Here is a 20,922-nt window from a genome sequence, read left to right on the forward strand (position 1 = left end):
TTCCTTTCCCCATTTTTGCACCTCATCCGCATTATGATTTTTTAGCCACAAATATATTGGCATAACCTTTAAGCGCAGGAATTTTATTGATAACTTTAAACTTATAGTATTCCAAATGCCTTTGAAAATCCCTGCTGAAAAAGTCATCAATGGCTTCTTTATCAATTATTCTCTCAATCCATTCCAATATTAAAAATGCTGTTGTTTGTTTTTTTGGCTCCACATATTCAACAAAAACCGCTGTGCCTCCTTTTTTCAATGTCCTGCAAATCTCTGCTATTGCCTTATTTCTGTCTTTGAATCTTAATTCATGCAACCCCAATGATTCGAATGCAATATCGAAGTAATTGTCTTCAAAGGGAATATTTTTTGCATCTGCAACAATGTATTTTGTGTTTTTGGAACTTGTTTTTTTCCTGGCTCTTCTTATCATATTTTCTGACAGATCAACCCCAAAAACATTGCCTTTGGCTTTTTCTGCAATCAGGCTCGTCAATGTTCCTGTGCCGCAAAAAAGATCCAGTATGTTTTTTGCATGCCCGATATCAACAGCATTTGCTGTGGCTTCCCTTAGCCTTTTCTCGCTTCCTAAAGGAAGCAAAAAGAGCCTGATTTCAAGGTCATAAAGCGCGCTTATTATTCCATTATAAAACATTTTAGCTTACAGCTGCTGCTGATGACGATGCGTTTATTATTGTGTTGTTTGCAATGTTTTTATAAACGACTTTCAGCACGCTCAAATCCCTGAAAATGTAGCTGCCGTCACCCTCAACTGATCCGACCTGCGGCCAAACTACTGCAAGCGAAGGATAGAGTCCAGCATCCTTTGACAATATGACTGTAGGCACAAATGTAATGTTGTATTTTCTAATCAGCTCCTTGCCTGTTTCTGATGAAATATCCGCGTATCTTTCTGCTGAAATGGCCATTCCAAAGTTTTGCGGATTTGAAAGTATTAGCTTATGGATTGTTACATTGTAGCAGGTTTTGCAGCTGCTGTCTGTCAGATATGTCAGCTCTACAAAGCCCTCTGCTTTTGATTTTGCAACATCAAAATAAGGGGGATTGATCAGCCTCAGGACGTAGCTGCCGTCTTTTTCCACACTCCCGATATCGCTCCAGACGCCTGTTATCTCTTTATATTGCGATGCTTCTTTTGAGAATACTAATGCCGGGAGCTTTAATATCTTGTATTTTTCAATTAATTGTTTTCCCTCTGCGCTGCTGGCATCAATTGTCTTTTCGCTTTCAAAGAAAATGCCTAAATTCTTTAGGGCAGGCACCAGGCCTGTCAAATCGCTGCAGCTATCGCATGAAGATGCTTTGAGGTAAATTGAAGAAATGCCTTTTTTAACAACTATTTGGCTGTTTATTCTGAATGTTATGAAAATGTTTGTTAAGAACACTATCATGATAAGGGCAACAAGCAACAACTTGATATTTGTAAAGCCGAATTTTCTTTTTTTATTTTTTTCTTCCATTTTTACCTCTCCAAATCCTAAATCCTGCAGCCTGTTAATTCCGAAAGCCTTTCAAAGCTCTGCACTTTTTCGTATCGTTCATTGTTTATTATCCATGTCGGAGTCACTTTTATATCTGGCCCTTTCTGGTAATCCCTGTAATCAACATACTTGAATGAGTTCCCGAACATTTTGGCCTGCTGCTTTGTGTACTGGCACCATTCAATTGCGCCATACATCACTGCTCCCTTTTCTTTTAAGCATTTTGCAAAATCATCATAGGCGCCTGGCTTTGATGCAGAATAGATGCTGTATGCCACAATAGCTATTATTATAACAGCGATAACTGACAGGATTGTTATTTTATTTCTTTTTTTAGATGCTGCATTTTCTTTTCTTTCCTTATCCAGCTGCTCTCTCTGCTGCCTTAGCTGCTCTGCTTCCTCACGAAGCTTCTGCTGCCTTTTTTCATCCATCTCCTTTTTGCTTAATTCTTCCATTTTATTTCCTTGTTAAGGCAAATTAATCAAAACAACTCTTTAACTGAATTAATTTTCTCAACTGCATTGTTTGCGCCTGTATTTTCCGGCCCGATGACTCCGCAGCCGCCGCCAACTGGCCCGCTCGGTGGAGCGCTGCCGCTGCCATAATCGCCGCTTGAGCATCCTGCAACAAAAATTAAGCCAACAATCAATAACAACATTAATGCTGTTTTCATATTAGTTTTTTCCATTTTCACACCTCAACATCCGCCTACCATTCCGCTGGATGAGCTTGCTGCTGGCGCAGATGCTGCTGCACCTGAAGATGTTGCAGTTGCGCCTGAAACTGCAGCTGTTCCGCTGCTCAGCTTTGTTTTTATTGTGTTCAGCTCAAATGCCTGCACAACTGATACGAGCAATAAAACGCCCAATACAATTGCTATTATTATGTTTTTGTCCATTTTTTACCTCCTCGATTATTCTTTAACTTCATTTTACTTTTTTAATCAATTTAACCAATAAATAAACAATCAAAACCAAAACAGCCAAATACAAAACCTGTCCAATTAAGTATAAGCTGCTATAGCCGCCCATGTAGCCGGCAGTAATTGAATTTCCTGCCATCATTGAGCTGCCTAAATCGCTTACAGCCATGCCTGTTGCAGCTGGAGCCCCACTAGCTGCCTCGCTGTGATTATCCATTCCAGCGCATGCCAAAACCGGCAACGCAGTTAATGATAGCGCTAATAAAAAAAGCACAATCAATAAAAAGGACTTTTTCATTTAGCAGCCACCCACCATTGTTGGCGCGACAGATCCTGAACTGCTGCTTTGCCCGATTCTCGCAGGAATAGTTCCATGCATTTCATAATTCATTTTTTCGTTCTCTGTCCATCCTGTTGTGTCGAGCTTGCCGCTTGCTGCGGCGCTTACGCCTGTTGCAAGGCCTGCTGCAGGCACCTTGGACCTGATATCCATCAATTGGAATGCCTGAATAAACGAAACTATCAGGATAGCTGACAGAAAGACAACAATTATTGTTATTTTTTTGTCCATCTTAACAACCTCCAACCATTGCCCCGCCAGATGATGTTGCTCCTTTTTCTATTCCCCTGTATTTGTTTGATGCCAAATTGATGTAATTCAGCTCAATTCCCTTGGACTGCAATATCGCAGCTTTCTGCGTCATTATGCCGGGGAAAAACAATGTTTTCCATTTTCCAAGCTCTTCCAAAATCTCGTCATTTGTGAATTCACTTGGATGCTTGCTTACCAAATATTTTGCCAATCCGCGCATTGCACCGCTGTGGGCGCAGCCGCATGCAGCAGCCCCATTTTTAAAGATAATTGCCTCAGCTCCGCAGCAGTATTCGCAGCTTATCTGCGTGCCAACAGCTATATAGCGCTGCAAAGCATCCCCTGTTAATGTAATTGATCTATCATAAACGCTCATCTTATTTATCGCTGCATTCGCCTTTCTTGCATCATTCGGAGAAATATCATCATAGCTTAAGCCAAGTTCTGCTCCATAAATCTTTGGAATTCCTGTCGGAATAACAGAACCCTGCAGATTTGATGAGCTTACTGCTGTGCTGCCGGAGCTTGATGCTGTTGAAATGCCTGTTGCTGCAAATCTAGATCCAATGCTCGATATCTGCCATTGGTTAAAAATAACAAGCAGAGCGATAACAACTATCAGCCAAATGCTCAATTTGTTTATCGTTTCCTTTAAATTTGCTTTTTTGTTCTTAGATTCCATTTTTAATTTCACCCCTCAGTTTGCATAGTTTGTTTGTTTTCATTTAAAAACCTTATGTATTTTATTCTTTGCAGCAATCAATTATTTTCTTTACGATGTTTGCAAGCTTCTCCTTCCAGCTGCTGCTTTGAGTCTGGATCATTTCGCCTGATTTTATTAATTTCAGATTCAGGCTCCAAAATAAAGTGTAAAGGTCAAATGCATTCTTGAAAAACATCTGCGCTTTCGCATCGTCTTTTTTGCTTAAATGCTTATTCCCGACTTCAATCAGGCGCATGCTTGCCCCGAGCAGATGCTTGCTTATGCACCACACTTCGCCTTCAGGCTCTTTAACTATCTCCTTAAGCAGATTTTTTCTTAGCTCTCTTATTTGATTTAAAAGCTCAATGTAGCTCTTCTTATTCGTTTTCATTGCGCTGAAATACATGTGCTCTTCTATGCTTATAAGATTCATCAGCGCTATGCTCAGGTCTTCATCTGACGAAAGGTCAACTTTGCCTTTACTTTTAAGTTCACTTGCCCTTTTTACAAGCTCATTCACATCCATCTTAATGTTTTCAGCCATCATCTTATCGCCAGCCACACTATTGCGCTTGTTATTGCCAATAATGCCAAAATAAAAGCAATTGTCTGGAACGGAAATATAGCCTTGTTTTTGTTGATCTGCTTCACATTGCTGCTAATGAACAATCCTGCATAAACTAAAATGCTGCCCGCTATTATGCCCAATAATAATTTATCTACTCCAAAAATCCTGCTTGCATTGAATAATCCTCCAAAATAAAATGAGATTATTGTTGCAGCAAATATCAATATTGCAACAATTTGGCCTTGGAACGGGATGTATTTCTTCTTCAGCATGTTGTTGAACCATAATGCAGTTGAAATTATAAATGCGCCGACCCACAGCCCGACAATCATATCATCAACGCCGTAAAATCTCGTGATAACGATTCCTGCGCCGACAGCAGCTGTGCATAGCGGGCAATGCGCGCTTACAAGCGGCACAAATGCAGTTAGCGAAAAGAACAGCATCAACATAAAAATCAGGCTTCTTTTCATTTTATTTTCACTCATTAAGGCGGAAGGGGCGTCTTTGTTCCCATATCAGTATATCTTTGATCAACATATTTTGTGTCTATGTATTCCCTTGTCTCTTTCAATGACATGCCTTGCTTAAGCAGCTCGTCTGCCTTTAATGCTATGGCAACGCATGCAGGGCAGTCAATTGCAGCATGATCCTGCCAGCTTCCGTCTTCATTTATGAAGCATTCCTTGAGGCTGTGCATTATCGGGATTGTTTTTCCCCTGTGCTGCATTTCATGCATGAAATCATCCTGCCTGTCAAGCGCAATGCTGTAAGCCAGCTTGTTTTTATAATTATTCATCACAAAACTCGGCAGCATGTTTTCATTTGCAAGCATTGGCATTTGTTTTTTTGATGTGTTTAGTATGATTGCCAATGAAAAAATTACCAATACAATCAATGCCAATCCGGCAATCAGCTTTGTTTTTGCATTCATTTTAGCTTATCCAAGCATTTCTTGTATTGATCAGGGTGATGCCCCATATGCTCTCTCCATTCTTGATCTGTGTAACCTTCAGGAGTTGCGCAAATATCTTCCTTGTTTTGGCTTTGAATTGCCTTATTGTAATTTGCGCCGAAATAGTTTTTTTGCGTTGTGAAGCTCAATACGCTCCATATCAGTGCTGCGATTAAAACAAATGCCGCAACATACAATATTATTTGGTCATATTTGATTTGATCGTGTTTTTTTGCCATATTAATGCAGAACAAGGCCAAGATGATATATTTAATCTGTTAAACGATCATATGAAATCGGCTTTAAAGTGTTTAAATAGCTCTAAATATGTTCAGAATCGTTCAAAAATGGCTAAATCGCCTTCTTTAAGAAAACCTGATTTGTCTTTCCCTTGACAACTTTTTTAATGAGGCCTTTCTTTTCCAAGCCTGCAAGCACAACAGAGAGCTTTGCCTTTGACATGTCTGTCCTTATTCTCAATGTTGCCTGGGTTATTCCGTCCTGCTCTTTAACTGATTTTATTGCCTTTTTCTCATCATCATCAAGGCCGCTGAGCAGAATATCAAATTTTTCCACTTTAAATTTTTCATCCTTTGTTTCTTTCAATGCCTTGATGACTTCCTGCTGGCTTTTCTCAAAGAAAATCAGATAAAAGCCAAGGCTTGCCACTGCAAGCATTATTGCCGCGCCAACATATATTGGGATCTGGGCTTTTGCTTTTTGAGTGTGAGGGCATATGTTAGGATCAGTAGGGCATGTTCCCCCTGTCGATGCATAAAAATCGATCTGCGCCTGATAAGCCCTGTCAATGCTGATCTTTATGAAAAAAAGAACAGAGAGCATTAAAACTGCAAATATTATAAGCGCCCATCCTAATACTTTGTTGTTCATGAGAACAGGTAAAATAAGCTTATTTAAAAAACTTGTGAATATGCTGGCTGAATAAAAAACCGAAGGCTTTTTAAACAAATCCCTTTTTCCAACAATAGTAAAATGGCTGAAAAGGAAACAGAACTCAAAATCAAGAAGAAAAAGTGGCATTCAATCATAGCTCCAAAAATATTCAGCGAGCAGGTGATAGGCGAAACACTGGTTACTGATGTCAAAAGCCTGCTTAACAGGAGTATTTCAGCAAATCTGATGAATCTTACTGGCGACCCAAAAAACCAGAATATAAACATGAAGTTTGCTATCAACAGGGTAGAAGGCAACAAGGTTTTTACTGATGTTATGGGATATATAATGAACCCTGCTTCGATAAGAAGGATGATAAGGCGCGAAAAGGAAAGGGTTGATGATTCTTTTGCATGCAAAACACTTGACAACAAGATGATAAGAATAAAGCCACTAGCGATAACAGTGGCATCAACAAAGAGCTCTATTCTTTCAAAATTAAGGAAGAAAATGCAGGCCCTGATCAAGGAAGCTGTTGCGAAGCTGAATTATGAATCTCTTCTTTATGAGATTATTGACAATAAGCTGCAAAAGAGGGTGAAGGCTGATTTGTCAAAGGTTTATCCTGTTAAAAATTTTGAGATTAAAATGATGGTTATTGAAGAGCAGAGAAAACAGAAAGAAGAAAAAGAGATAGAGCTAAAGGAAGAAAAGCCTCAGGCAGAGCTGGAAGGGAGCAAGGAAGAAGCAAACGCCCAGCCGAAAGAAGAGGCAGCTGAAATTGAAAATAAAGCTGAGGAAACAGCTGAAGCGTAAATCAACAACATTTTTATACTAAAACAATACTTTTTCTTTTCATGCAATTAACATTGAACATTAAAAAATCAATAGAGCAGAATGCCGGGCATTATTTTGAAAAGGCAAAAAAAGCGAGAAAGAAAATAAAAGGGGCAGAAGAAGCCATATCAATGGCAAATGCAAAACTGGAGAAATTAAAAAAAGAAGCTGAGAAAGAAGACAGGGAAAAAACAGTTATTGAAAGGAAAAAAGAATGGTATGAAAAATTCAGATGGTTTGTAAGCTCTGATGATTTTCTTTGTATAGGCGGCAGGGATGCTACGACGAATGACATCCTTGTAAAGAAGCATTTGGATAAAGATGATCTTGTTTTCCATACAGAAATGCCTGGCTCCCCGTTTGTTATTATAAAAGCAGACGGCAAAGAGATCGGAGAAAATACGAAAAAAGAGGCAGCGCAGTTTACAGCTGCTAACTCCAGAGCATGGAATACGAGCCTTGTTTCTGTTGAAGCGTATTATATCAATTCAGGCCAGGTCTCTTTGGAAACTCCAAGCGGCGAGTATATGGGGAAGGGCTCATTCATGATATACGGCAAAAAGAACTTCGTAAGCTCTTTGCTGAAGATGTCTATCGGCATAATGAAAGACGGCAGAATAATGGCTGCCCCTGAAGAGGCTGCGAAGAAGCACTGCATTGCATATGTGAACATAAAACAGGGCAGTGTTAAAAAAAGCGACTGCGCAAAGAAAGTAAAGAAGATCCTTGAGGATAAATCAAAGATCAGGATAAGCCTTGATGATGTTATGGCAGCGATGCCGCCTGGTGACTGCGAGGTTGAGAAATGATGTGGGAAGCAATAGTTATTCGCAATTTGATCTTGGGCCTAAACGAGATTCCAAAGAAGTCATAACTTGATTAATTAGATGATTGGCTGCATTGATGTCTTCCGTTCGAGTTAATCCTTTATTTTTCTTTAGGTGTAAAATATAACCTATAACTAGTTGATGATATTGTTGAACTAAATCATCAGATAATAGCCCTCTTTCTTCAAGTGCACTTAGCCTTAAACTTAAATTTCCCCACCACCCCACTCTCACCTTGTATTTGTTATTGGGGCTTGCACTATGAATAATTTCTTGCGGCATTTCATCAGAATATTCGTCTCTTAAACATCTAAGAGCACAATATTGTTTAGCCATGATTTCCATATCATTTAATGGCTTAGACTCTTCAATTCTTCCATCCGGCCAAAATATTTTTGTCATAACAAATTAAGAATGATTACTGATTTATAAATTTAATTACGATCCTAACTCAAAATCTCTTCAGCCTTTGGCTTCGTCAATTGACCTCACGTTGTAAGGTCAATGAGTTCAACAGGCATGCCGTACGCTTAATTCTTCTTAACCACCGCAAAAATTAAATACTAGAACTCTAAAGTAGTAGCTGTCATGGGACTCACGCTTGATCAGGTTCATAAAGTGAATGAGCTGGCAAAGACCATCAAGAATACGGGCTTTGCTGTAAACATGGAAGAGGCTGCCAGAGTAGCAGAAAATATATTGTTTGGATCCGGGCTTGAAAAAAGGGAAGAAGCGCCGAAAGCAGAGTTGAGGATAAATGAGCCTGTAAAAGATGAGATTAGTAAAATAAAATGGGTTGAAGATAAGGAAAAAGAGCCTGTGGAAAAAATAAGGGTGATTAAAGAAACGCCTCAATTTCCTGAAGCAGCAGAAGAGCCGGTTCCTGTAGAAGAGATTGAGCCTCTCAAGGAGGAGCAGGAAACGCTTTCTAATTTTGAGGATTTTGACATATCCAAAGAAAAAGAAAAAACATTGAAGGAATTATTTGAGGAAAGCGGCGAAAAATTTGAAGAGCCGGAAGTTGCAGAAGAAGCAGAGGCTGAGAAAACAGAAGAAGCTGCAGCAGAAGAAGCAAGCGAAGAGCAAGAAGCAGAAGAAACGCAGACTGATGAATCAACTGAAGAGCCGCAGGAAGAAATCAGCGAAGAAGAGCAAGCTGAAGAAACAGATGCTGAAGAAGAGCAGTATGAGCCAGAAGAAGAGAAGGAAACTGATGAAGTTGCTGAAGAAAAGCCTGATGAAGAAATAACAGAAGCCGATAAGGAAGAAAAGCAATCAGAAAACGAAAATTATGAAGAACAATAAATGCGATCGCTATTATATTCATCTGTCAAATGCCCAGTTAAATCAATTCAAATAATTTTCTTAAGCTGTCATTTGGCAAATTATTAAGCGAAAGAAGTTTTTCCTTTTCCAGCCAATAATAGTTAAGAATATTTTCATCTGCTGGATTTTTTGTTAAATCAATATTCGTATTTTTTGCTTTACAAATAAATGTATTGCAAATAACTTGCCCATCATCAGACTCCCTAAAAAACCACCAGACGCCTATGGGCTTAATAATTTCTATATCAAGAAAAACTTCTTCCTTTACTTCCCGAATCAATGCATCATGAGGCGACTCGCCATATTCTACTTTTCCGCCAGGCAAATCAAAATATTTCTTATTATTGAATTTTGCTTCGATTATTAAGAACTTGCCATCTTTTTCTATTAGTGCTTTAACGGCTGCATATACATTTGCCATGTTATTAAAAAAATATTCCAATATATAAATCTTAGGGCATTTTAAAAAATTGAACGCATAGCATGCTCGGCCAATAAATATATTGCACAACATATATTTTCAAAAACAACAATCTTTATATATGGATTGTTACTATTCTCGAATTAATACTTTATAGATATAGATATTCAACAATATATGTGGGGGTAGCTAAAATGAATAAAAGTTTTTTGCCTATACCAGACTGTAACAGGCACAATAAACTTCACCAATAATCATACTGCAACTAATTTCAGCATCGTACTGCCGACATCATTGGGTTTGGCAGGATCAAGGACCAGCAATAACGTAACAGTCTCCTATAATATGTCCTCAAATTTTTCCATTGGCAGCGGACAATATTTTAATGTCTCATATAGCTTCACCATGCCAAGCGATGCCTTTAATGAATCTTATTTAGGAACATTGACATTTTTAACCAATTCTTCCGGAAATTATTCTGTTTTGTCCATAAACGTAACTGTGAATGGATCGCCTATTTTGTCAGTTCCGGCAGCCACACTTCAGCTGATAGCAGGAACTACAAATTCCACATCAATCAATATTACAAATACAGGAAATACCGATGTCAATGATATAACATTATCCATAGGCGGAATTTCGGGAGTTGGAGCGAATTTAACAGCAGCATTAAGCTCAAGCTCATTCGCAATTTCGTATAAGAGCAGCAAAATAGTCAACATAACGATATCTGCTCCGCTGAACCAGGCAGTTGGCGCTTATTCAGGGCAAATCAGCGCAGGCTACAGAAATGCAGAGAAATCAGCTAATGCAACATTAAGCGTTATTGTTTTATCAGCCAGCCGCGCATTGACTGCAACAGCAGCATCTGCAACATGGGTCAGGAATATATCAACAACTGCAGCTGCAAACACAACAATAACAAATACAGGAAATCTGAATATAAGCGACATAACTGTCAGTGTGCCTGATCTTTATAACGGCATTTACATGCTTGCAAAATCAAATATCGCAGCAAGCTCCAGCTCGATAACTAATTTAATGCCCGGCCAGAATGCAAATATTACATTTACATTAACAGGCGTCACATCAAGTTTGCCTAACGGCGCTTATACCGGAACAATTAATGTAACATCTGTAACTGCAAATCAAACAGCGGCATTTACACTGACAATAAGAAACCCAATTTATTCGCTAAGCGCGCCAAGCACAGCAACATTCCCGGCAACAGCAAGAAATGCAAGCAGCTCAACTTCATTCACAATAACAAATGACGGGGATTTTGCAATAACAGATCTCAATGTTACAACGGGCGCATCAAGCGCATATAATGTTACATTTTCAGGCTACAGCACAAGCTTAACTATCGGAGGAAGCACAACAGTAACTGTTAATGGATTCATTCCGCTGTCAGAGGACTCCGGATCGCATTCAATCGGAACAATATATATAAGAAGCGCTCAAACAAATGCAACAAATTCAGCGCTTTATGTTGCTCCTGAAAGCAAACTTGAAATAACCAGAGCGGCGTTATTGGTTGACGGAAGCGAGGACAGCGTTTCAAACGGCGAAACCGGAAGCGATGATATGCAGCCGGGTTCAACATTAAAAGTAGAAGTCGAGGTTAAGAATACATTCACAAGCTCAGAAGATATAAAGCTTAAAGATGTCTTTATCAGGGTAACAGCCAATAATATCAATGATGATGAAGATGAAAAAAAAGAAACCAGCACATTCAGCTTAAGCGCAAGCAGGAAAAGCGGCACAAAGACCCTTGATTTCGGCAAGGTTTCTAATGAGCTTGGTGAAGGCACTTATGCCATAAACATTTATGCAGAAGGTGATGATGAGCATGGCGCAACACACACAGCAGAATGGACTGTTTATGTTGAGCTGGACAAGGAAGAGCACGATATAAGGATTTATACTATTGAAGGCGAAACAAATCTCTCATGCAATAGGAAAACAACAATCACGCCTCACATCTATAATTTCGGATCCTCTTTTGAAGATGAAGCAGAGTTTGCAATAGTCAACACACAGCTTGGCCTGAGCTCAAGGGAAAGATTCGAGCTTGACAATGATTTGGGGGACAGCGACAGCAGATTCAGCAAGGACTATGATATTGATGCAGCTAACTTAAGCACGGGAACATACGCGATAAAGATGTACGCTTACCATGACGGCGACGATCTTGATGATGAAAGAACAATAAACATTGTTGTCAAGGACTGCTCAACTACAACAACAGGCGGACAGAGCTACAGCATTGACTTTGCAACAACAAGCGGAAAGGTGCTTACATTAAAGAACAATGACGTTATAGCATTTAGCCTGCTTAACGAAGCCCATACGATAACAATAAATAATGTCGGGGCAACAAGCGTTACATTAACAATATCATCTACGCCAGTTACATTGTCATTGAGTGCAGGAGAAACCAGAAACATTGACCTAAATGGAGACGGAATAAGCGACATTGCAGTTACACTGCACAGCATAACAAGCGGCCAGGCGCTGATAACAACAACGAAGCTGGCTGCAGGCGCTGCAACAACAGGAACAGCCACAACAGCTGGCGAAGAAGATGTAACAGTCGAAAAGCCATTCACAGAAACAGCAGCATTCATAATCATTCTGATAGGCGCAATAGTGATAGTGGCGCTGCTGATCATCGTGCTGATGGTCTATCTGATGAAGAAATGATTAATAATAGCATTTTTTATTTTTTTAATCTATTGCAAATAAATATAATGAAATAGGGGCATAAAATGAATCATCCAAGATTTAATAATATTTTAAAAGGCTATAAATGTACAAGAATAGATATTATTGCAGAAAAGTCAGCCAACAATATAGGAGAGATTAAGTTTAAACTAACTGGCAGGTACAGCATTATGGCTGATGAACAGCACAGAACAGCCTACAAGCTAGATTGTGAAATATTAAATGCGGAGCAAATTAAAAAAGATAAAGACGGAATAGATCCATCAATACGTTACCTTTTGTCTGTGGTTTTTGCAGAGTACTTAAAGGGTGAGGGCGAAGCTGCTGTAGATGGGCGAAGCCGGTTTAAAAAACTCAGAATTGACAATATATCCTCTAAAGAAAGACAGCAAAAACCTAGAAATTTAGCTTATAAAATCGCCGAGTATTCTAAGAAAATTGGCGAATTGGATGTTACTGTAAAGGGAAGCATAAGCTATCAAATTCCTGAATTTCTGAGATGAAAGGCGCATTATGTATTTTCATTAGAACAATTTATCTTTCCCTTCTCTCAATAAACTTCTTCATCACATCAACGTATTCCTGCGCATCCTTGAAGTAGCGGTCGTACTGCTGGCCTGTTATTTCCTTTATCTCGCGGTGCATTATCCTCTTCGCCAGCTCATAGAAATTCTTCATCAGAAGAACGTATTTCTTGTTAAGCAGGCCTTTTTTGGCCATCTTTTCATCGAGAAGATCAGCCACATGCCCTGGTGAAGGAGGAATTTCGCCAATGGACATCAATGCAGCATGGCTTGAGTCAATAACTGCCCAATACAAGTCAAGAGCTGCCTGCATTATATGCCATTTTGAGTTGTGCAGAGTTTGAGGCGATCTTGAATAATACACCCATATTGACTCCAGGCTGGGCCTTATCCTGCCCTGATAAAGCATTATTTGCATTGGATCGAAGAAGCCTGTGTCTATCAATGAAACCCCATCTCTCAAGATGTTTATGCCTATAGGATCGCCTGCTCTTATATATTCCCAGAAGCTTGTAAACCGTAATGTTGTAATGTGCAGCTTTGTGGAAACATCTGAAACAATCTTCTCAGTTATTATCCTGTAAGTGTCTGTCAGCTCCGGCGATATTACAACATTCACATCATCAACAATCATTAAAACATCAACATCTGCCTTTGCTTCGCCCTCTTTTCTTGCAGAGCTGCCGAAAAGGATGATGGCTTTTACAAAAGACCCAAATTCCTTGTATGCTCTTTTTGCAAATTCAGCTGATAATTCATACTCCTCTTTAGAATACTTTGATTTGTTAGGATTTGCCCTCTTTTTTATGTCAAACTTCATTGATCCACCCTTTTCTTACTACTCTACTTTGGAATAATGACGTTAGTTTAGCGGATAGTTTATTAAGTTTGTTAATCATTTCAGAATGGTTAATTTCTTGTGTAATCTATCACGGGCATCTGCCCAACCCAAATTATTCTTGCCTTTTTTAAAAATCTTGGCGTGAAGATCTGGTTATAAACAAATAATCTGCCTTTTAACTCTTTTAATAACTTATCCTCCAATCCTAGATGGAATCCTTTGTCTGGGTTTATGAACAAAACATCGTATTTTGAAAAATCCTCTTCAAAAAAATCCTTTTTCATGAATTTTGCATTTTTTATTTTTAGTTTATTTTTTATTTCATTTGAAACTTTTATCAGCTCATCATCAATCTCTATTCCGGCTGCATTAATGCCGAACAATGCTGCTGTTAAAACAGCCCTTCCATCGCCGCTTCCAATGTCAAGGAATGTTTTGTATTTTTCCAGCCCCATTTTAATAAAAAGGTTGACTAAATCCTCGCACGGCGTGATGCCCCAGATTCCCTTTTCTGTATCCTTGTAAAGAAGCTTTCCCTGCCTTAAGAGCAAGTTTCCATAAGCATCATAGGCTTTTTTCAGTTCGCTGTATTTTTCCAGATCCATGTTAACCTAAGCGGTTTACGCTTATTATGTATTTAAAGGTTATCAATCAGAATTTATTATTTTGTTCAATCCACTGTAATCCCTTCCTATGCTTACTGCGAAATGTTCATTTACTTTTTTTGGCGAGCTTGCAACATAGATTGTCAGAGGCGAGTTCTCATTGCCATTCAAAGCTATTACTGTTTCTTCACCCTCATTTGAATCATCGATAAAGACGCTTTGCTCTTTGCCAAGCATTGTTTTCAAAAAAGGCGACTCCTTTTTTTCAAGATGATGGTATTTGCCAAAGCCAAGATGGTTTGCAAATGGCCTTGCTATTTCCTCTATCGTCCTTGTAACCATTATCTTTTCAGTTGTTTCAGGCAATGAGTTGAAAAATTCCTGAACGCCAGGATAAAATAGAAAATCGAATTTTTGCGAGTTTACAAAATGCCTGAACTTATGCCCGAATCTTTCATGATATTCAAACCACATTTCTGAGACAGCTTTTTTCGGCTGGAATATGCATTTGAAAATTGCTTTGGCAATCCAGGAGTAATGCTCTGGCTCCAGATAGCCTTCTTCCATGAACCTGCTTACAGCAAGATTGAATGTAGGGGAATGAATAAGCGTGTCATCAAGGTCTGAGACTAGATGCCTTGAATTTCTTATTTTTTCTTTTACATCTTTTTTGCTTAGCTTCGATAAGACAAAGCTGCGGTTATTCGCTTTTGTTGGCTTTACTAGATAGTCGAGCTGCATTTTTGATAGGAGATGTCATCAGTATATAAATTTTTATGTCAAAAACCACCCATCATAGATGGGTGGCATGTAGCTACGTTCCATCGCATCAGGTGGTTAATTGGAAATGTTCACATTTCCAATTTGCTCAAAAATGCAAGCATTTTTGACATTTGAGCATGCTCAGAATTTTCCACATACAAAAAAGGTTGGCTTTCTGCTACCAGTCAAAGACTGGATGGAAAATTCTGACATTTTTAAACAAGCGAATATTTATTGACATTTCTCCACTTAACAAATTCTCTTTGCTTTTTAGGAACATGGACTATATTGTAATTTTCATCGACAACCTCAGGATCAAAAAGCGTTCTTCCATGGTCATCTATTAGAGGAAGCTTAATTAAAACTTTACACCTATTAGAAAGAAGAAGCCTTTGCATTTCTTCCTCAGGGATTTTAAAATTTGAAATATATGCAATGCTGTACTTTAGCTTTTCTCTTTCATTTTTTATTCTTTTTATTTGCATTTCAGACCTTTTTTTAGATCTTAAATAACGTAAAACAGTATAATGGTCAGTAACGTATTTGTCATAGTTAGTTGATCCAGACAGGCTGCATTCCTGATGTGTCAGAAAACAACGAAAATGAGGCGTCCTTTCAAATTCCTTGACTAATTTCTCATATTTTGGCGTGAACAGCTCTTCTAGCATTTTTTCTCGTTTATTAAAAAAAGCGCCTAAGGGCAAACACGGGGGTGCTTTAAGAAAGAACCCTCAGGCGGCTTTATTTGTTTTCATCGTGATAAAGCGATATTTGCCTACAATATACCAAGCAGAACTAGTATTTAAATCTTTCGATTGTTTTACCACTAAAAAGTAACAAGATAAATATAATAATCGCAAATGACGAGCTTATTTCTTGCCTTTCTTTCCGCCACAACCGCATGATCCGCACATTTTGTTTGCCTCCAGGCTAATAAAATGATGCATATTTATATAATTAACTCAAATTAAAGTAAGATAATACCATGTCTGTTTTGCTTTCTCCAAATTAAGTTTTCCTTCAAGGATTATCTTATTTTCCGCATTCACTGCTTCTTCTTCCGACATCGTTGACATATTCGGAAAGGGGGACCCTGCCCCAATATCCCTTTTTACTCCACGCATTGTCTTATATCTATCTAATACTTCTATCATATCATCTGCAAAAATGCATGCTATTGCAGCATTACAAGAGCAGCCATTGTGTCCTCTATAAACCTCGACCTTATACCATTGCCCCATTTTTTACTAAAATAATGGATAATTTATAAACTTTTGGTGAGCAAGTTTATCTAGTAACCTTTTTATATGAAAACAAATTCTTTCATGATATGATCATTGCAGACCTGCATTTACACAGCCGCTTTTCAAGGGCAACAAGCAAGGATCTCACTATTCCGAACCTTGAGAAATATGCCAGAATAAAGGGCTTAGATGCTCTTGGAACAGGGGATTTTACGCATCCGGAATGGCTCAATGAATTGAAAAAAGAGCTGGCTGAGGATGGAAAAGGCATTTTAAAGACAAAAACCGGATTTAATTTTGTTCTTCAGGCAGAAGTCTGCAATATTTACAATCAAGGCAATAAATTAAGGAAAGTGCATAATATAATCCTCGCTAAAAGCTTCGAGGTTGTTGATCAGATAAATGAACTGCTGTCAAAAAAAGGCAAACTTAAATCTGACGGAAGGCCTATCTTCGGCTCTTATTCCTGCATTGAATTAGTTGATGATTTGATGAAGATTGACAATGATATTGAGATCATACCGGCGCATTGCTGGACGCCTTGGTTCGCTATCTTTGGTTCCATGTCCGGCTTTGATTCAGTCGAAGAATGCTTTATGGAAAAGACAAAATACATCCATGCTTTGGAAACAGGGATGTCAAGCGATCCTGCAATGAACTGGCGATTATCAACATTGGATAAATTCTCACTTGTTTCAAACTCTGATTCGCATTCTTACTGGCCATGGCGCATTGGAAGAGAGGCAAATGTTTTCGAATTGAAAGAGCTGACTTATAAGAGCATAATCAATGCTATAAGAACAAAGCAGGGCTTTAAGGAGACTGTTGAAGTTGATCCTGGCTATGGCAAGTACCATTATGACGGGCATCGCCTCTGCAATGTCTGCATGTCTCCATCAGAATCAATAAAATTAAAAAATATCTGCCCGAAATGCGGCAGGAAACTGACCATAGGCGTAGCGCACCGCATTGAAGAGCTGGCAGACAGGCCTGAAGGATTTGTTCCAAAAGGCGCAGTTCCGTTCAAAAAATTAATTCCATTGTCAGAGATAATATCTGCGGTAATTGGATCAGGGATAGCGACTGCAAAGACGTGGAAGATCTATAATGACCTGATTGCCCAGTTTGGAAATGAGTTCAATATTTTATTGAATGCAGAAGAAAAAGAGCTGCTTAAGGTTGTGGATGAAAAGACTGCAAAAGCGATCATTGGCAACAGGGATGAGAAAATAAAGATCCAGCCGGGCCATGACGGAGAATATGGCTATCCTGTTTTAAGCGAGAAAGACATGAGAGAAGTAAAAGAGACTAAAAGAATACAGAAGGGCTTGTCGGATTTTATGTGATTTTTATGGACATAACAAAAGAGAGAATAAAAAATTTAGAAATGATTTTAACCCCGGTAAAAGAAAAGAAAGGAGCAATTCTACAAACAGTGTGGGGGTTAGGAAAAGTTGCTTGCGAACTTTATCTTGAAATTGAAGGCATTTACATTCCAATTCTAAATAAATACTTACAAATTTCTGGGTATATTGACATGTTTAATGGCAGTGTAAGGCTGGCAAAATGTGACCAACCAGCTAAATTCAAAAGCGCAGAGACTTGGATTTATAAAATGCTTAAACTTCCTACTATAAAAAGCCTGTTTGAGAAAGGCGATGATATTTCCATTGACAAGATCACACAAATACATGACTTATGCAGAAGGCTCGATGTAAAGGTTGAAAACGGCCGCAGTAAAAAGTCTTACCCTCCCTATCTGATGTTGAAACTTGAAAAAACCCATATTGGAATGGCGTACGGCAAAAGATTTGAATTCAGGGAATATATTACTGATGAGTTTATCGAGAGGAATTCAGCTGTTATTAAAGAAATTTATAATGCGTTATTTAAAATGTACAATGAAAAAATTGAGGGATTTGACAAATGGAAAAAACAATTAAACATTTAAAAAAACAATATAAGGATAAAAGCTCTGAAATAAAGAAAAGGCTAGAGGAATTTAAAAAAACCGGCAAAAAAGATGTTGAAGATCTTTTCGTTGAGCTGTGCTACTGCTTATGCACTCCATTGAGCAAAGCGGAAAGGGTGATTCAGGTCATTAATTCCAAAAATAAAACTATTTTATTGAAAAAAGGCAAAAAAGAGCTTGAAAATATATTAAGAAGGCATGTAAGATTCCACAAGAATAAGTCAAAGTACATAATTGAAGCGAGAAGATTGTTGAAAAGATTAAAAGAACTTTCAAAAAATCCTGATGAAGCGAGGGATTTTCTTGTTGAAAACATCAAAGGATTGAGCTTCAAGGAGGCATCGCATTTTCTAAGAAATATTGGATACGGAGGATTAGCTATAATAGACGGGCATATTTTAAACTGCCTAAAAGAGCATGGTGTTTTGAAAAGCAACAAAAGGCCTAAAAATAAAAAGGAATACCTTGAAATTGAAAACAAAATAAAAGAATTTGCTGAAAAAGCAAGAATACCGGTTGATGAGCTTGATCTGCTGTTCTGGAGCAATAAGACCGGGAAAGTGCTAAAATAAGTTTTTATGCGCAATGTCAGAATTTATTAAAATGTATTTTTAGGTTTATGGATTCTTGTTTTAATGCCAATTTTCTCAGTTGCTTTTTTGAATTTGTCTAGATAATCCTTAAAAACAATTGCAGTTGGAGATTCTCCTGCCTCCACATTATACCTAAAATAGCTTCTTATGTTTTTTGTTACAATATTAAGCCGAGGTATTTGGCTTCTAGGACTGTCTGTTAATGAATTACCGCCACATGAAACTCCTGTGAATTCTCCAGTCCTCCTATTGTCCATAGAATATACATAAAACGAGAAACATGCTTGATCAGAGCCAGGATATTGATATTTTAATATAGCCAACACATCTCCCCTTTGTTCTTTTTCTAGATTTGGCTTTATATTTTTTTGATAGAACTTGACTATGGGCGGCACATCGGAGACTGAAGGGTCTAGTATTTCATTAAAGATATACACATCAATTGTTTTATAAGCAGTTTTCATAATTTTGTTGAAAGGAATATTAACTGTATTTTAAATTTTCTTATTTCTTCTTCGACAGCACTTCCACAACCCATTCCTTCTTTGCTGTTGTTTGGCCGTCAGAAACCGTTACTGAGATCTTCTTTGTCCCTGATGCTGTGAATTTCCTTGTTATCGCGTCTTTTCCTTTGCGCGTATCCAGAAATCCAAGATGCCAGGAATAAGTCAGATTGTCATTATCAGGGTCTGAAGCATTTACGCTGAACCTCACCTTTGCGCCGACATATGCTTTTATCTTTTCTCCAGCTGGCTCATAATCATTTATTACAGGCGCTCTGTTTGCATCCTTGACTGTTAATGTGAAATTCTGCGTTGCATTAAGGCCGCTGCTGTCCCTTGCCGTGAAGGTTATATTGAATTTCTTCTGCCTTACTTTTACATCTTCATGCGATACAACACCATAATTTGGCTTGTAAATAAACCTGTTTTCAGTCAGGCTTGAATTGTAAGGAACATTTGGAGATGAAAATATCGGGGCATCACCGTCTGGATCAGATGCTTTAAGGTCAATAATAACTTCATCGCCTTCCTTGACAGCGGCATTCTTTATCGGATCAAATACAGGAGCTCTGTTTACATTATTCACAATTACAGAAACATCTTTTGAATCAGATAAAAATCCGTCAGATGCCTTTACAGTTACAATATGAACTCCGGCATCATCATAGCCGGTTGTTTTTTTATTTGAATCCATCCAGCCTCTGTAGCTGTATTTTATTTTATCATTGTCAGGGTCTGCGGCAGAGGCATTTATTACAACTTCCTCGCCTTCGTTGACTGTTATTGGAGCAAGGGCAGCTAAAACAGGCTGCCTATTGGCATCGTAAACCTTTACTTTGAAATTTTTTTCAGAATATGCTGTTCTTCCAATCGCCTTTAACTTCACATTGAATGTTTTGCTTATTTTAACAAACGGAAGATTATCTATCAATCTGGAAAACCAGTTCTTTTTGACTGTGTCATAGCCTGTGGCCATGGAAAAATGATCATTAACGAATACTGCACCTTCCGGCAGGCTTACTGCGCTTATTGTTACATGATCGCCGTCAAGATCATAAGCGCTTGCATCAAATGATGCATCCTGTGTTTCGTTTACAGCAGCAATCCTGGCTGGATTAAATATCGGCGGCCTGTCAATATCTATGACTTTTATGTTTAAATCCTCTGAGATAACAAACTCGCCGTCAGAAACAGAAACAAAGCTTCTGTAATCACCTGACTGGTTGAAATCAGGACGCCATTCCCCTTTTGAGTTTAAAGGCGGGGCATAGCTTATTGTTACTTTGTCTTTGTCAGGGTCATAAGCATTTACTTTGACTTTCAGCAGCTTTCCTTCATCAACTGTGAGATTTGCAGCAGCGAATACATAAACAGATAAGACTATTATCAAAACTAAAAAAAGTGATAATTTCTTCATTAGCGCCTTACCCCCATAAAAATTATAAAATAAAAATTAAAAATGTCAAAAATTTTCCAACAATCTTGGATTTGTGGCTGAAAGCCAATTCCCTTTTCCGATTGTGAAAATTTTTGAGCATGTTCAAAAACCACCTGATGCTGTAAATTGTAGTAACACGCCACCCATCTATGATGGGTGGTTT

General features: G+C 38.3%; 30 protein-coding genes. 8 read left to right on the plus strand and 22 right to left on the minus strand.

Features of this window, described 5'->3' with window-relative positions; all coding sequences use genetic code 11:
* Positions 1-31 precede the first annotated feature (31 nt).
* The 13 genes from HYU07_01470 to HYU07_01530 all read right to left on the minus strand — a co-directional run bounded on the left by HYU07_01470 (position 32) and on the right by HYU07_01530 (position 6,136).
* A complete protein-coding gene (locus HYU07_01470) occupies positions 32-655 on the minus strand; it encodes a class I SAM-dependent methyltransferase (GenBank protein MBI2128886.1) in 624 nt (207 codons plus the stop codon).
* A gap of 1 nt (position 656) precedes the next feature.
* Entirely contained in the window at positions 657-1,481 is an 825-nt protein-coding gene (locus HYU07_01475; GenBank protein MBI2128887.1) for a hypothetical protein, read from the minus strand.
* Positions 1,482-1,498: 17 nt separating this feature from the next.
* The gene (locus HYU07_01480; GenBank protein MBI2128888.1) at positions 1,499-1,960 is read right to left on the minus strand and encodes a hypothetical protein; all 462 of its coding nucleotides are present in this window, start codon (positions 1,958-1,960) and stop codon (positions 1,499-1,501) included.
* 26 nt (positions 1,961-1,986) lie between these two features.
* On the minus strand, positions 1,987-2,193 hold the full coding sequence (locus tag HYU07_01485; GenBank protein ID MBI2128889.1) for a hypothetical protein: 207 nt from the start codon (positions 2,191-2,193) through the stop codon (positions 1,987-1,989).
* Between the two features lie 9 nt (positions 2,194-2,202).
* Positions 2,203-2,403 (minus strand): hypothetical protein, encoded by a 201-nt coding sequence (locus tag HYU07_01490; protein ID MBI2128890.1) that lies wholly within the window; start codon positions 2,401-2,403, stop codon positions 2,203-2,205.
* 28 nt (positions 2,404-2,431) lie between these two features.
* Entirely contained in the window at positions 2,432-2,725 is a 294-nt protein-coding gene (locus tag HYU07_01495) for a hypothetical protein (protein MBI2128891.1), read from the minus strand.
* The gene (locus HYU07_01500; GenBank protein ID MBI2128892.1) at positions 2,726-2,998 is read right to left on the minus strand and encodes a hypothetical protein; all 273 of its coding nucleotides are present in this window, start codon (positions 2,996-2,998) and stop codon (positions 2,726-2,728) included. It lies immediately after the preceding gene.
* A gap of 1 nt (position 2,999) precedes the next feature.
* Positions 3,000-3,701: a hypothetical protein gene (locus HYU07_01505; GenBank protein ID MBI2128893.1), complete on the minus strand. Its 702-nt coding sequence runs from the start codon at positions 3,699-3,701 to the stop codon at positions 3,000-3,002.
* 61 nt (positions 3,702-3,762) lie between these two features.
* Complete coding sequence (locus HYU07_01510) at positions 3,763-4,266, minus strand: hypothetical protein (GenBank protein ID MBI2128894.1); 504 nt, start codon at positions 4,264-4,266, stop codon at positions 3,763-3,765.
* Complete coding sequence (locus HYU07_01515) at positions 4,266-4,778, minus strand: hypothetical protein (protein ID MBI2128895.1); 513 nt, start codon at positions 4,776-4,778, stop codon at positions 4,266-4,268. The genes HYU07_01510 and HYU07_01515 overlap by 1 nt, the downstream gene beginning before the upstream one ends.
* Positions 4,778-5,224: a hypothetical protein gene (locus HYU07_01520; GenBank protein MBI2128896.1), complete on the minus strand. Its 447-nt coding sequence runs from the start codon at positions 5,222-5,224 to the stop codon at positions 4,778-4,780. The genes HYU07_01515 and HYU07_01520 overlap by 1 nt, the downstream gene beginning before the upstream one ends.
* Entirely contained in the window at positions 5,221-5,484 is a 264-nt protein-coding gene (locus HYU07_01525; protein ID MBI2128897.1) for a hypothetical protein, read from the minus strand. Before HYU07_01525 ends, HYU07_01520 begins: the two co-directional genes overlap by 4 nt.
* A 112-nt stretch (positions 5,485-5,596) precedes the next feature.
* The gene (locus HYU07_01530) at positions 5,597-6,136 is read right to left on the minus strand and encodes a hypothetical protein (GenBank protein ID MBI2128898.1); all 540 of its coding nucleotides are present in this window, start codon (positions 6,134-6,136) and stop codon (positions 5,597-5,599) included.
* 102 nt (positions 6,137-6,238) lie between these two features.
* Between HYU07_01530 and HYU07_01535 the strand changes: the two genes are divergently transcribed.
* Together HYU07_01535 and HYU07_01540 are read left to right on the plus strand one after the other, a co-directional pair.
* Entirely contained in the window at positions 6,239-6,955 is a 717-nt protein-coding gene (locus HYU07_01535) for a hypothetical protein (GenBank protein ID MBI2128899.1), read from the plus strand.
* Between the two features lie 41 nt (positions 6,956-6,996).
* Positions 6,997-7,785 carry a DUF814 domain-containing protein gene (locus tag HYU07_01540; protein MBI2128900.1) on the plus strand — a complete coding sequence of 263 codons (789 nt, stop codon included), beginning with the start codon at positions 6,997-6,999 and terminating at the stop codon, positions 7,783-7,785.
* Positions 7,786-7,800: 15 nt separating this feature from the next.
* On the opposite strand, the gene HYU07_01545 is transcribed toward HYU07_01540, so the two are convergent.
* Entirely contained in the window at positions 7,801-8,205 is a 405-nt protein-coding gene (locus HYU07_01545) for a hypothetical protein (protein ID MBI2128901.1), read from the minus strand.
* 186 nt (positions 8,206-8,391) lie between these two features.
* Here HYU07_01545 and HYU07_01550 point away from each other — a divergent pair, with 186 nt between their 5' ends.
* A complete protein-coding gene (locus HYU07_01550; GenBank protein MBI2128902.1) occupies positions 8,392-9,108 on the plus strand; it encodes a hypothetical protein in 717 nt (238 codons plus the stop codon).
* A gap of 37 nt (positions 9,109-9,145) precedes the next feature.
* Here the strand turns inward: HYU07_01550 and HYU07_01555 are convergent, their stop codons facing one another.
* Complete coding sequence (locus HYU07_01555; protein ID MBI2128903.1) at positions 9,146-9,550, minus strand: NUDIX hydrolase; 405 nt, start codon at positions 9,548-9,550, stop codon at positions 9,146-9,148.
* Positions 9,551-9,955: 405 nt separating this feature from the next.
* On the opposite strand from HYU07_01555, the gene HYU07_01560 reads away from it, so the two are divergent.
* Positions 9,956-12,256: a hypothetical protein gene (locus HYU07_01560; GenBank protein MBI2128904.1), complete on the plus strand. Its 2,301-nt coding sequence runs from the start codon at positions 9,956-9,958 to the stop codon at positions 12,254-12,256.
* 65 nt (positions 12,257-12,321) lie between these two features.
* On the plus strand, positions 12,322-12,780 hold the full coding sequence (locus HYU07_01565) for a hypothetical protein (GenBank protein ID MBI2128905.1): 459 nt from the start codon (positions 12,322-12,324) through the stop codon (positions 12,778-12,780).
* Between the two features lie 31 nt (positions 12,781-12,811).
* On the opposite strand, the gene HYU07_01570 is transcribed toward HYU07_01565, so the two are convergent.
* From HYU07_01570 to HYU07_01590, 5 genes are all read right to left on the minus strand, one after another.
* Positions 12,812-13,621 (minus strand): nucleotidyltransferase domain-containing protein, encoded by an 810-nt coding sequence (locus tag HYU07_01570; GenBank protein ID MBI2128906.1) that lies wholly within the window; start codon positions 13,619-13,621, stop codon positions 12,812-12,814.
* Positions 13,622-13,710: 89 nt separating this feature from the next.
* Entirely contained in the window at positions 13,711-14,247 is a 537-nt protein-coding gene (locus HYU07_01575; protein MBI2128907.1) for a methyltransferase domain-containing protein, read from the minus strand.
* Between the two features lie 42 nt (positions 14,248-14,289).
* Positions 14,290-14,988 carry a haloacid dehalogenase-like hydrolase gene (locus HYU07_01580; protein MBI2128908.1) on the minus strand — a complete coding sequence of 233 codons (699 nt, stop codon included), beginning with the start codon at positions 14,986-14,988 and terminating at the stop codon, positions 14,290-14,292.
* Positions 14,989-15,224: 236 nt separating this feature from the next.
* Positions 15,225-15,677: a hypothetical protein gene (locus tag HYU07_01585; protein MBI2128909.1), complete on the minus strand. Its 453-nt coding sequence runs from the start codon at positions 15,675-15,677 to the stop codon at positions 15,225-15,227.
* A gap of 294 nt (positions 15,678-15,971) precedes the next feature.
* Positions 15,972-16,250, minus strand: a complete 279-nt coding sequence (locus HYU07_01590; GenBank protein ID MBI2128910.1) for a hypothetical protein — start codon at positions 16,248-16,250, stop codon at positions 15,972-15,974.
* Positions 16,251-16,339: 89 nt separating this feature from the next.
* Here HYU07_01590 and HYU07_01595 point away from each other — a divergent pair, with 89 nt between their 5' ends.
* From HYU07_01595 to HYU07_01605, 3 genes are read left to right on the plus strand one after another with little or no spacing between them, the layout of a single operon-like run.
* Positions 16,340-17,599 carry a DNA helicase UvrD gene (locus HYU07_01595; protein ID MBI2128911.1) on the plus strand — a complete coding sequence of 420 codons (1,260 nt, stop codon included), beginning with the start codon at positions 16,340-16,342 and terminating at the stop codon, positions 17,597-17,599.
* A gap of 5 nt (positions 17,600-17,604) precedes the next feature.
* Entirely contained in the window at positions 17,605-18,204 is a 600-nt protein-coding gene (locus HYU07_01600; protein MBI2128912.1) for a hypothetical protein, read from the plus strand.
* Positions 18,180-18,797, plus strand: coding sequence for an N-glycosylase/DNA lyase (locus tag HYU07_01605; GenBank protein MBI2128913.1), 618 nt, complete (start codon positions 18,180-18,182; stop codon positions 18,795-18,797). Before HYU07_01600 ends, HYU07_01605 begins: the two co-directional genes overlap by 25 nt.
* Positions 18,798-18,823: 26 nt before the next feature.
* On the opposite strand, the gene HYU07_01610 is transcribed toward HYU07_01605, so the two are convergent.
* Positions 18,824-19,282 carry a hypothetical protein gene (locus tag HYU07_01610; protein MBI2128914.1) on the minus strand — a complete coding sequence of 153 codons (459 nt, stop codon included), beginning with the start codon at positions 19,280-19,282 and terminating at the stop codon, positions 18,824-18,826.
* A gap of 40 nt (positions 19,283-19,322) precedes the next feature.
* Entirely contained in the window at positions 19,323-20,738 is a 1,416-nt protein-coding gene (locus tag HYU07_01615) for a hypothetical protein (GenBank protein MBI2128915.1), read from the minus strand.
* Positions 20,739-20,922: the final 184 nt, after the last annotated feature.

The sequence above is a fragment of the Candidatus Woesearchaeota archaeon genome, assembly GCA_016180285.1.
Classification (GTDB): domain Archaea; phylum Nanobdellota; class Nanobdellia; order Woesearchaeales; family JACPBO01; genus JACPBO01.

What these genes read in the sequence shown, in the direction of transcription:
- HYU07_01580 (MBI2128908.1), bottom strand. Translation starts at nt 14,988, where the DNA reads ATGCAGCTCGACTATCTAGTAAAGCCAACAAAAGCGAATAACCGCAGC.
- HYU07_01490 (MBI2128890.1), bottom strand. Translation starts at nt 2,403, where the DNA reads ATGGACAAAAACATAATAATAGCAATTGTATTGGGCGTTTTATTGCTC.
- HYU07_01530 (MBI2128898.1), bottom strand. Translation starts at nt 6,136, where the DNA reads ATGAACAACAAAGTATTAGGATGGGCGCTTATAATATTTGCAGTTTTA.
- HYU07_01540 (MBI2128900.1), top strand. Translation starts at nt 6,997, where the DNA reads ATGCAATTAACATTGAACATTAAAAAATCAATAGAGCAGAATGCCGGG.
- HYU07_01555 (MBI2128903.1), bottom strand. Translation starts at nt 9,550, where the DNA reads ATGGCAAATGTATATGCAGCCGTTAAAGCACTAATAGAAAAAGATGGC.
- HYU07_01590 (MBI2128910.1), bottom strand. Translation starts at nt 16,250, where the DNA reads ATGGGGCAATGGTATAAGGTCGAGGTTTATAGAGGACACAATGGCTGC.
- HYU07_01595 (MBI2128911.1), top strand. Translation starts at nt 16,340, where the DNA reads ATGATCATTGCAGACCTGCATTTACACAGCCGCTTTTCAAGGGCAACA.
- HYU07_01525 (MBI2128897.1), bottom strand. Translation starts at nt 5,484, where the DNA reads ATGGCAAAAAAACACGATCAAATCAAATATGACCAAATAATATTGTAT.
- HYU07_01565 (MBI2128905.1), top strand. Translation starts at nt 12,322, where the DNA reads ATGAATCATCCAAGATTTAATAATATTTTAAAAGGCTATAAATGTACA.
- HYU07_01470 (MBI2128886.1), bottom strand. Translation starts at nt 655, where the DNA reads ATGTTTTATAATGGAATAATAAGCGCGCTTTATGACCTTGAAATCAGG.
- HYU07_01550 (MBI2128902.1), top strand. Translation starts at nt 8,392, where the DNA reads ATGGGACTCACGCTTGATCAGGTTCATAAAGTGAATGAGCTGGCAAAG.
- HYU07_01480 (MBI2128888.1), bottom strand. Translation starts at nt 1,960, where the DNA reads ATGGAAGAATTAAGCAAAAAGGAGATGGATGAAAAAAGGCAGCAGAAG.
- HYU07_01600 (MBI2128912.1), top strand. Translation starts at nt 17,605, where the DNA reads ATGGACATAACAAAAGAGAGAATAAAAAATTTAGAAATGATTTTAACC.
- HYU07_01575 (MBI2128907.1), bottom strand. Translation starts at nt 14,247, where the DNA reads ATGGATCTGGAAAAATACAGCGAACTGAAAAAAGCCTATGATGCTTAT.
- HYU07_01485 (MBI2128889.1), bottom strand. Translation starts at nt 2,193, where the DNA reads ATGGAAAAAACTAATATGAAAACAGCATTAATGTTGTTATTGATTGTT.
- HYU07_01545 (MBI2128901.1), bottom strand. Translation starts at nt 8,205, where the DNA reads ATGACAAAAATATTTTGGCCGGATGGAAGAATTGAAGAGTCTAAGCCA.
- HYU07_01585 (MBI2128909.1), bottom strand. Translation starts at nt 15,677, where the DNA reads ATGCTAGAAGAGCTGTTCACGCCAAAATATGAGAAATTAGTCAAGGAA.
- HYU07_01615 (MBI2128915.1), bottom strand. Translation starts at nt 20,738, where the DNA reads ATGAAGAAATTATCACTTTTTTTAGTTTTGATAATAGTCTTATCTGTT.
- HYU07_01535 (MBI2128899.1), top strand. Translation starts at nt 6,239, where the DNA reads ATGGCTGAAAAGGAAACAGAACTCAAAATCAAGAAGAAAAAGTGGCAT.
- HYU07_01605 (MBI2128913.1), top strand. Translation starts at nt 18,180, where the DNA reads ATGGAAAAAACAATTAAACATTTAAAAAAACAATATAAGGATAAAAGC.
- HYU07_01515 (MBI2128895.1), bottom strand. Translation starts at nt 4,778, where the DNA reads ATGAGTGAAAATAAAATGAAAAGAAGCCTGATTTTTATGTTGATGCTG.
- HYU07_01500 (MBI2128892.1), bottom strand. Translation starts at nt 2,998, where the DNA reads ATGGACAAAAAAATAACAATAATTGTTGTCTTTCTGTCAGCTATCCTG.
- HYU07_01510 (MBI2128894.1), bottom strand. Translation starts at nt 4,266, where the DNA reads ATGGCTGAAAACATTAAGATGGATGTGAATGAGCTTGTAAAAAGGGCA.
- HYU07_01570 (MBI2128906.1), bottom strand. Translation starts at nt 13,621, where the DNA reads ATGAAGTTTGACATAAAAAAGAGGGCAAATCCTAACAAATCAAAGTAT.
- HYU07_01475 (MBI2128887.1), bottom strand. Translation starts at nt 1,481, where the DNA reads ATGGAAGAAAAAAATAAAAAAAGAAAATTCGGCTTTACAAATATCAAG.
- HYU07_01520 (MBI2128896.1), bottom strand. Translation starts at nt 5,224, where the DNA reads ATGAATGCAAAAACAAAGCTGATTGCCGGATTGGCATTGATTGTATTG.
- HYU07_01505 (MBI2128893.1), bottom strand. Translation starts at nt 3,701, where the DNA reads ATGGAATCTAAGAACAAAAAAGCAAATTTAAAGGAAACGATAAACAAA.
- HYU07_01610 (MBI2128914.1), bottom strand. Translation starts at nt 19,282, where the DNA reads ATGAAAACTGCTTATAAAACAATTGATGTGTATATCTTTAATGAAATA.
- HYU07_01560 (MBI2128904.1), top strand. Translation starts at nt 9,956, where the DNA reads ATGCCAAGCGATGCCTTTAATGAATCTTATTTAGGAACATTGACATTT.
- HYU07_01495 (MBI2128891.1), bottom strand. Translation starts at nt 2,725, where the DNA reads ATGAAAAAGTCCTTTTTATTGATTGTGCTTTTTTTATTAGCGCTATCA.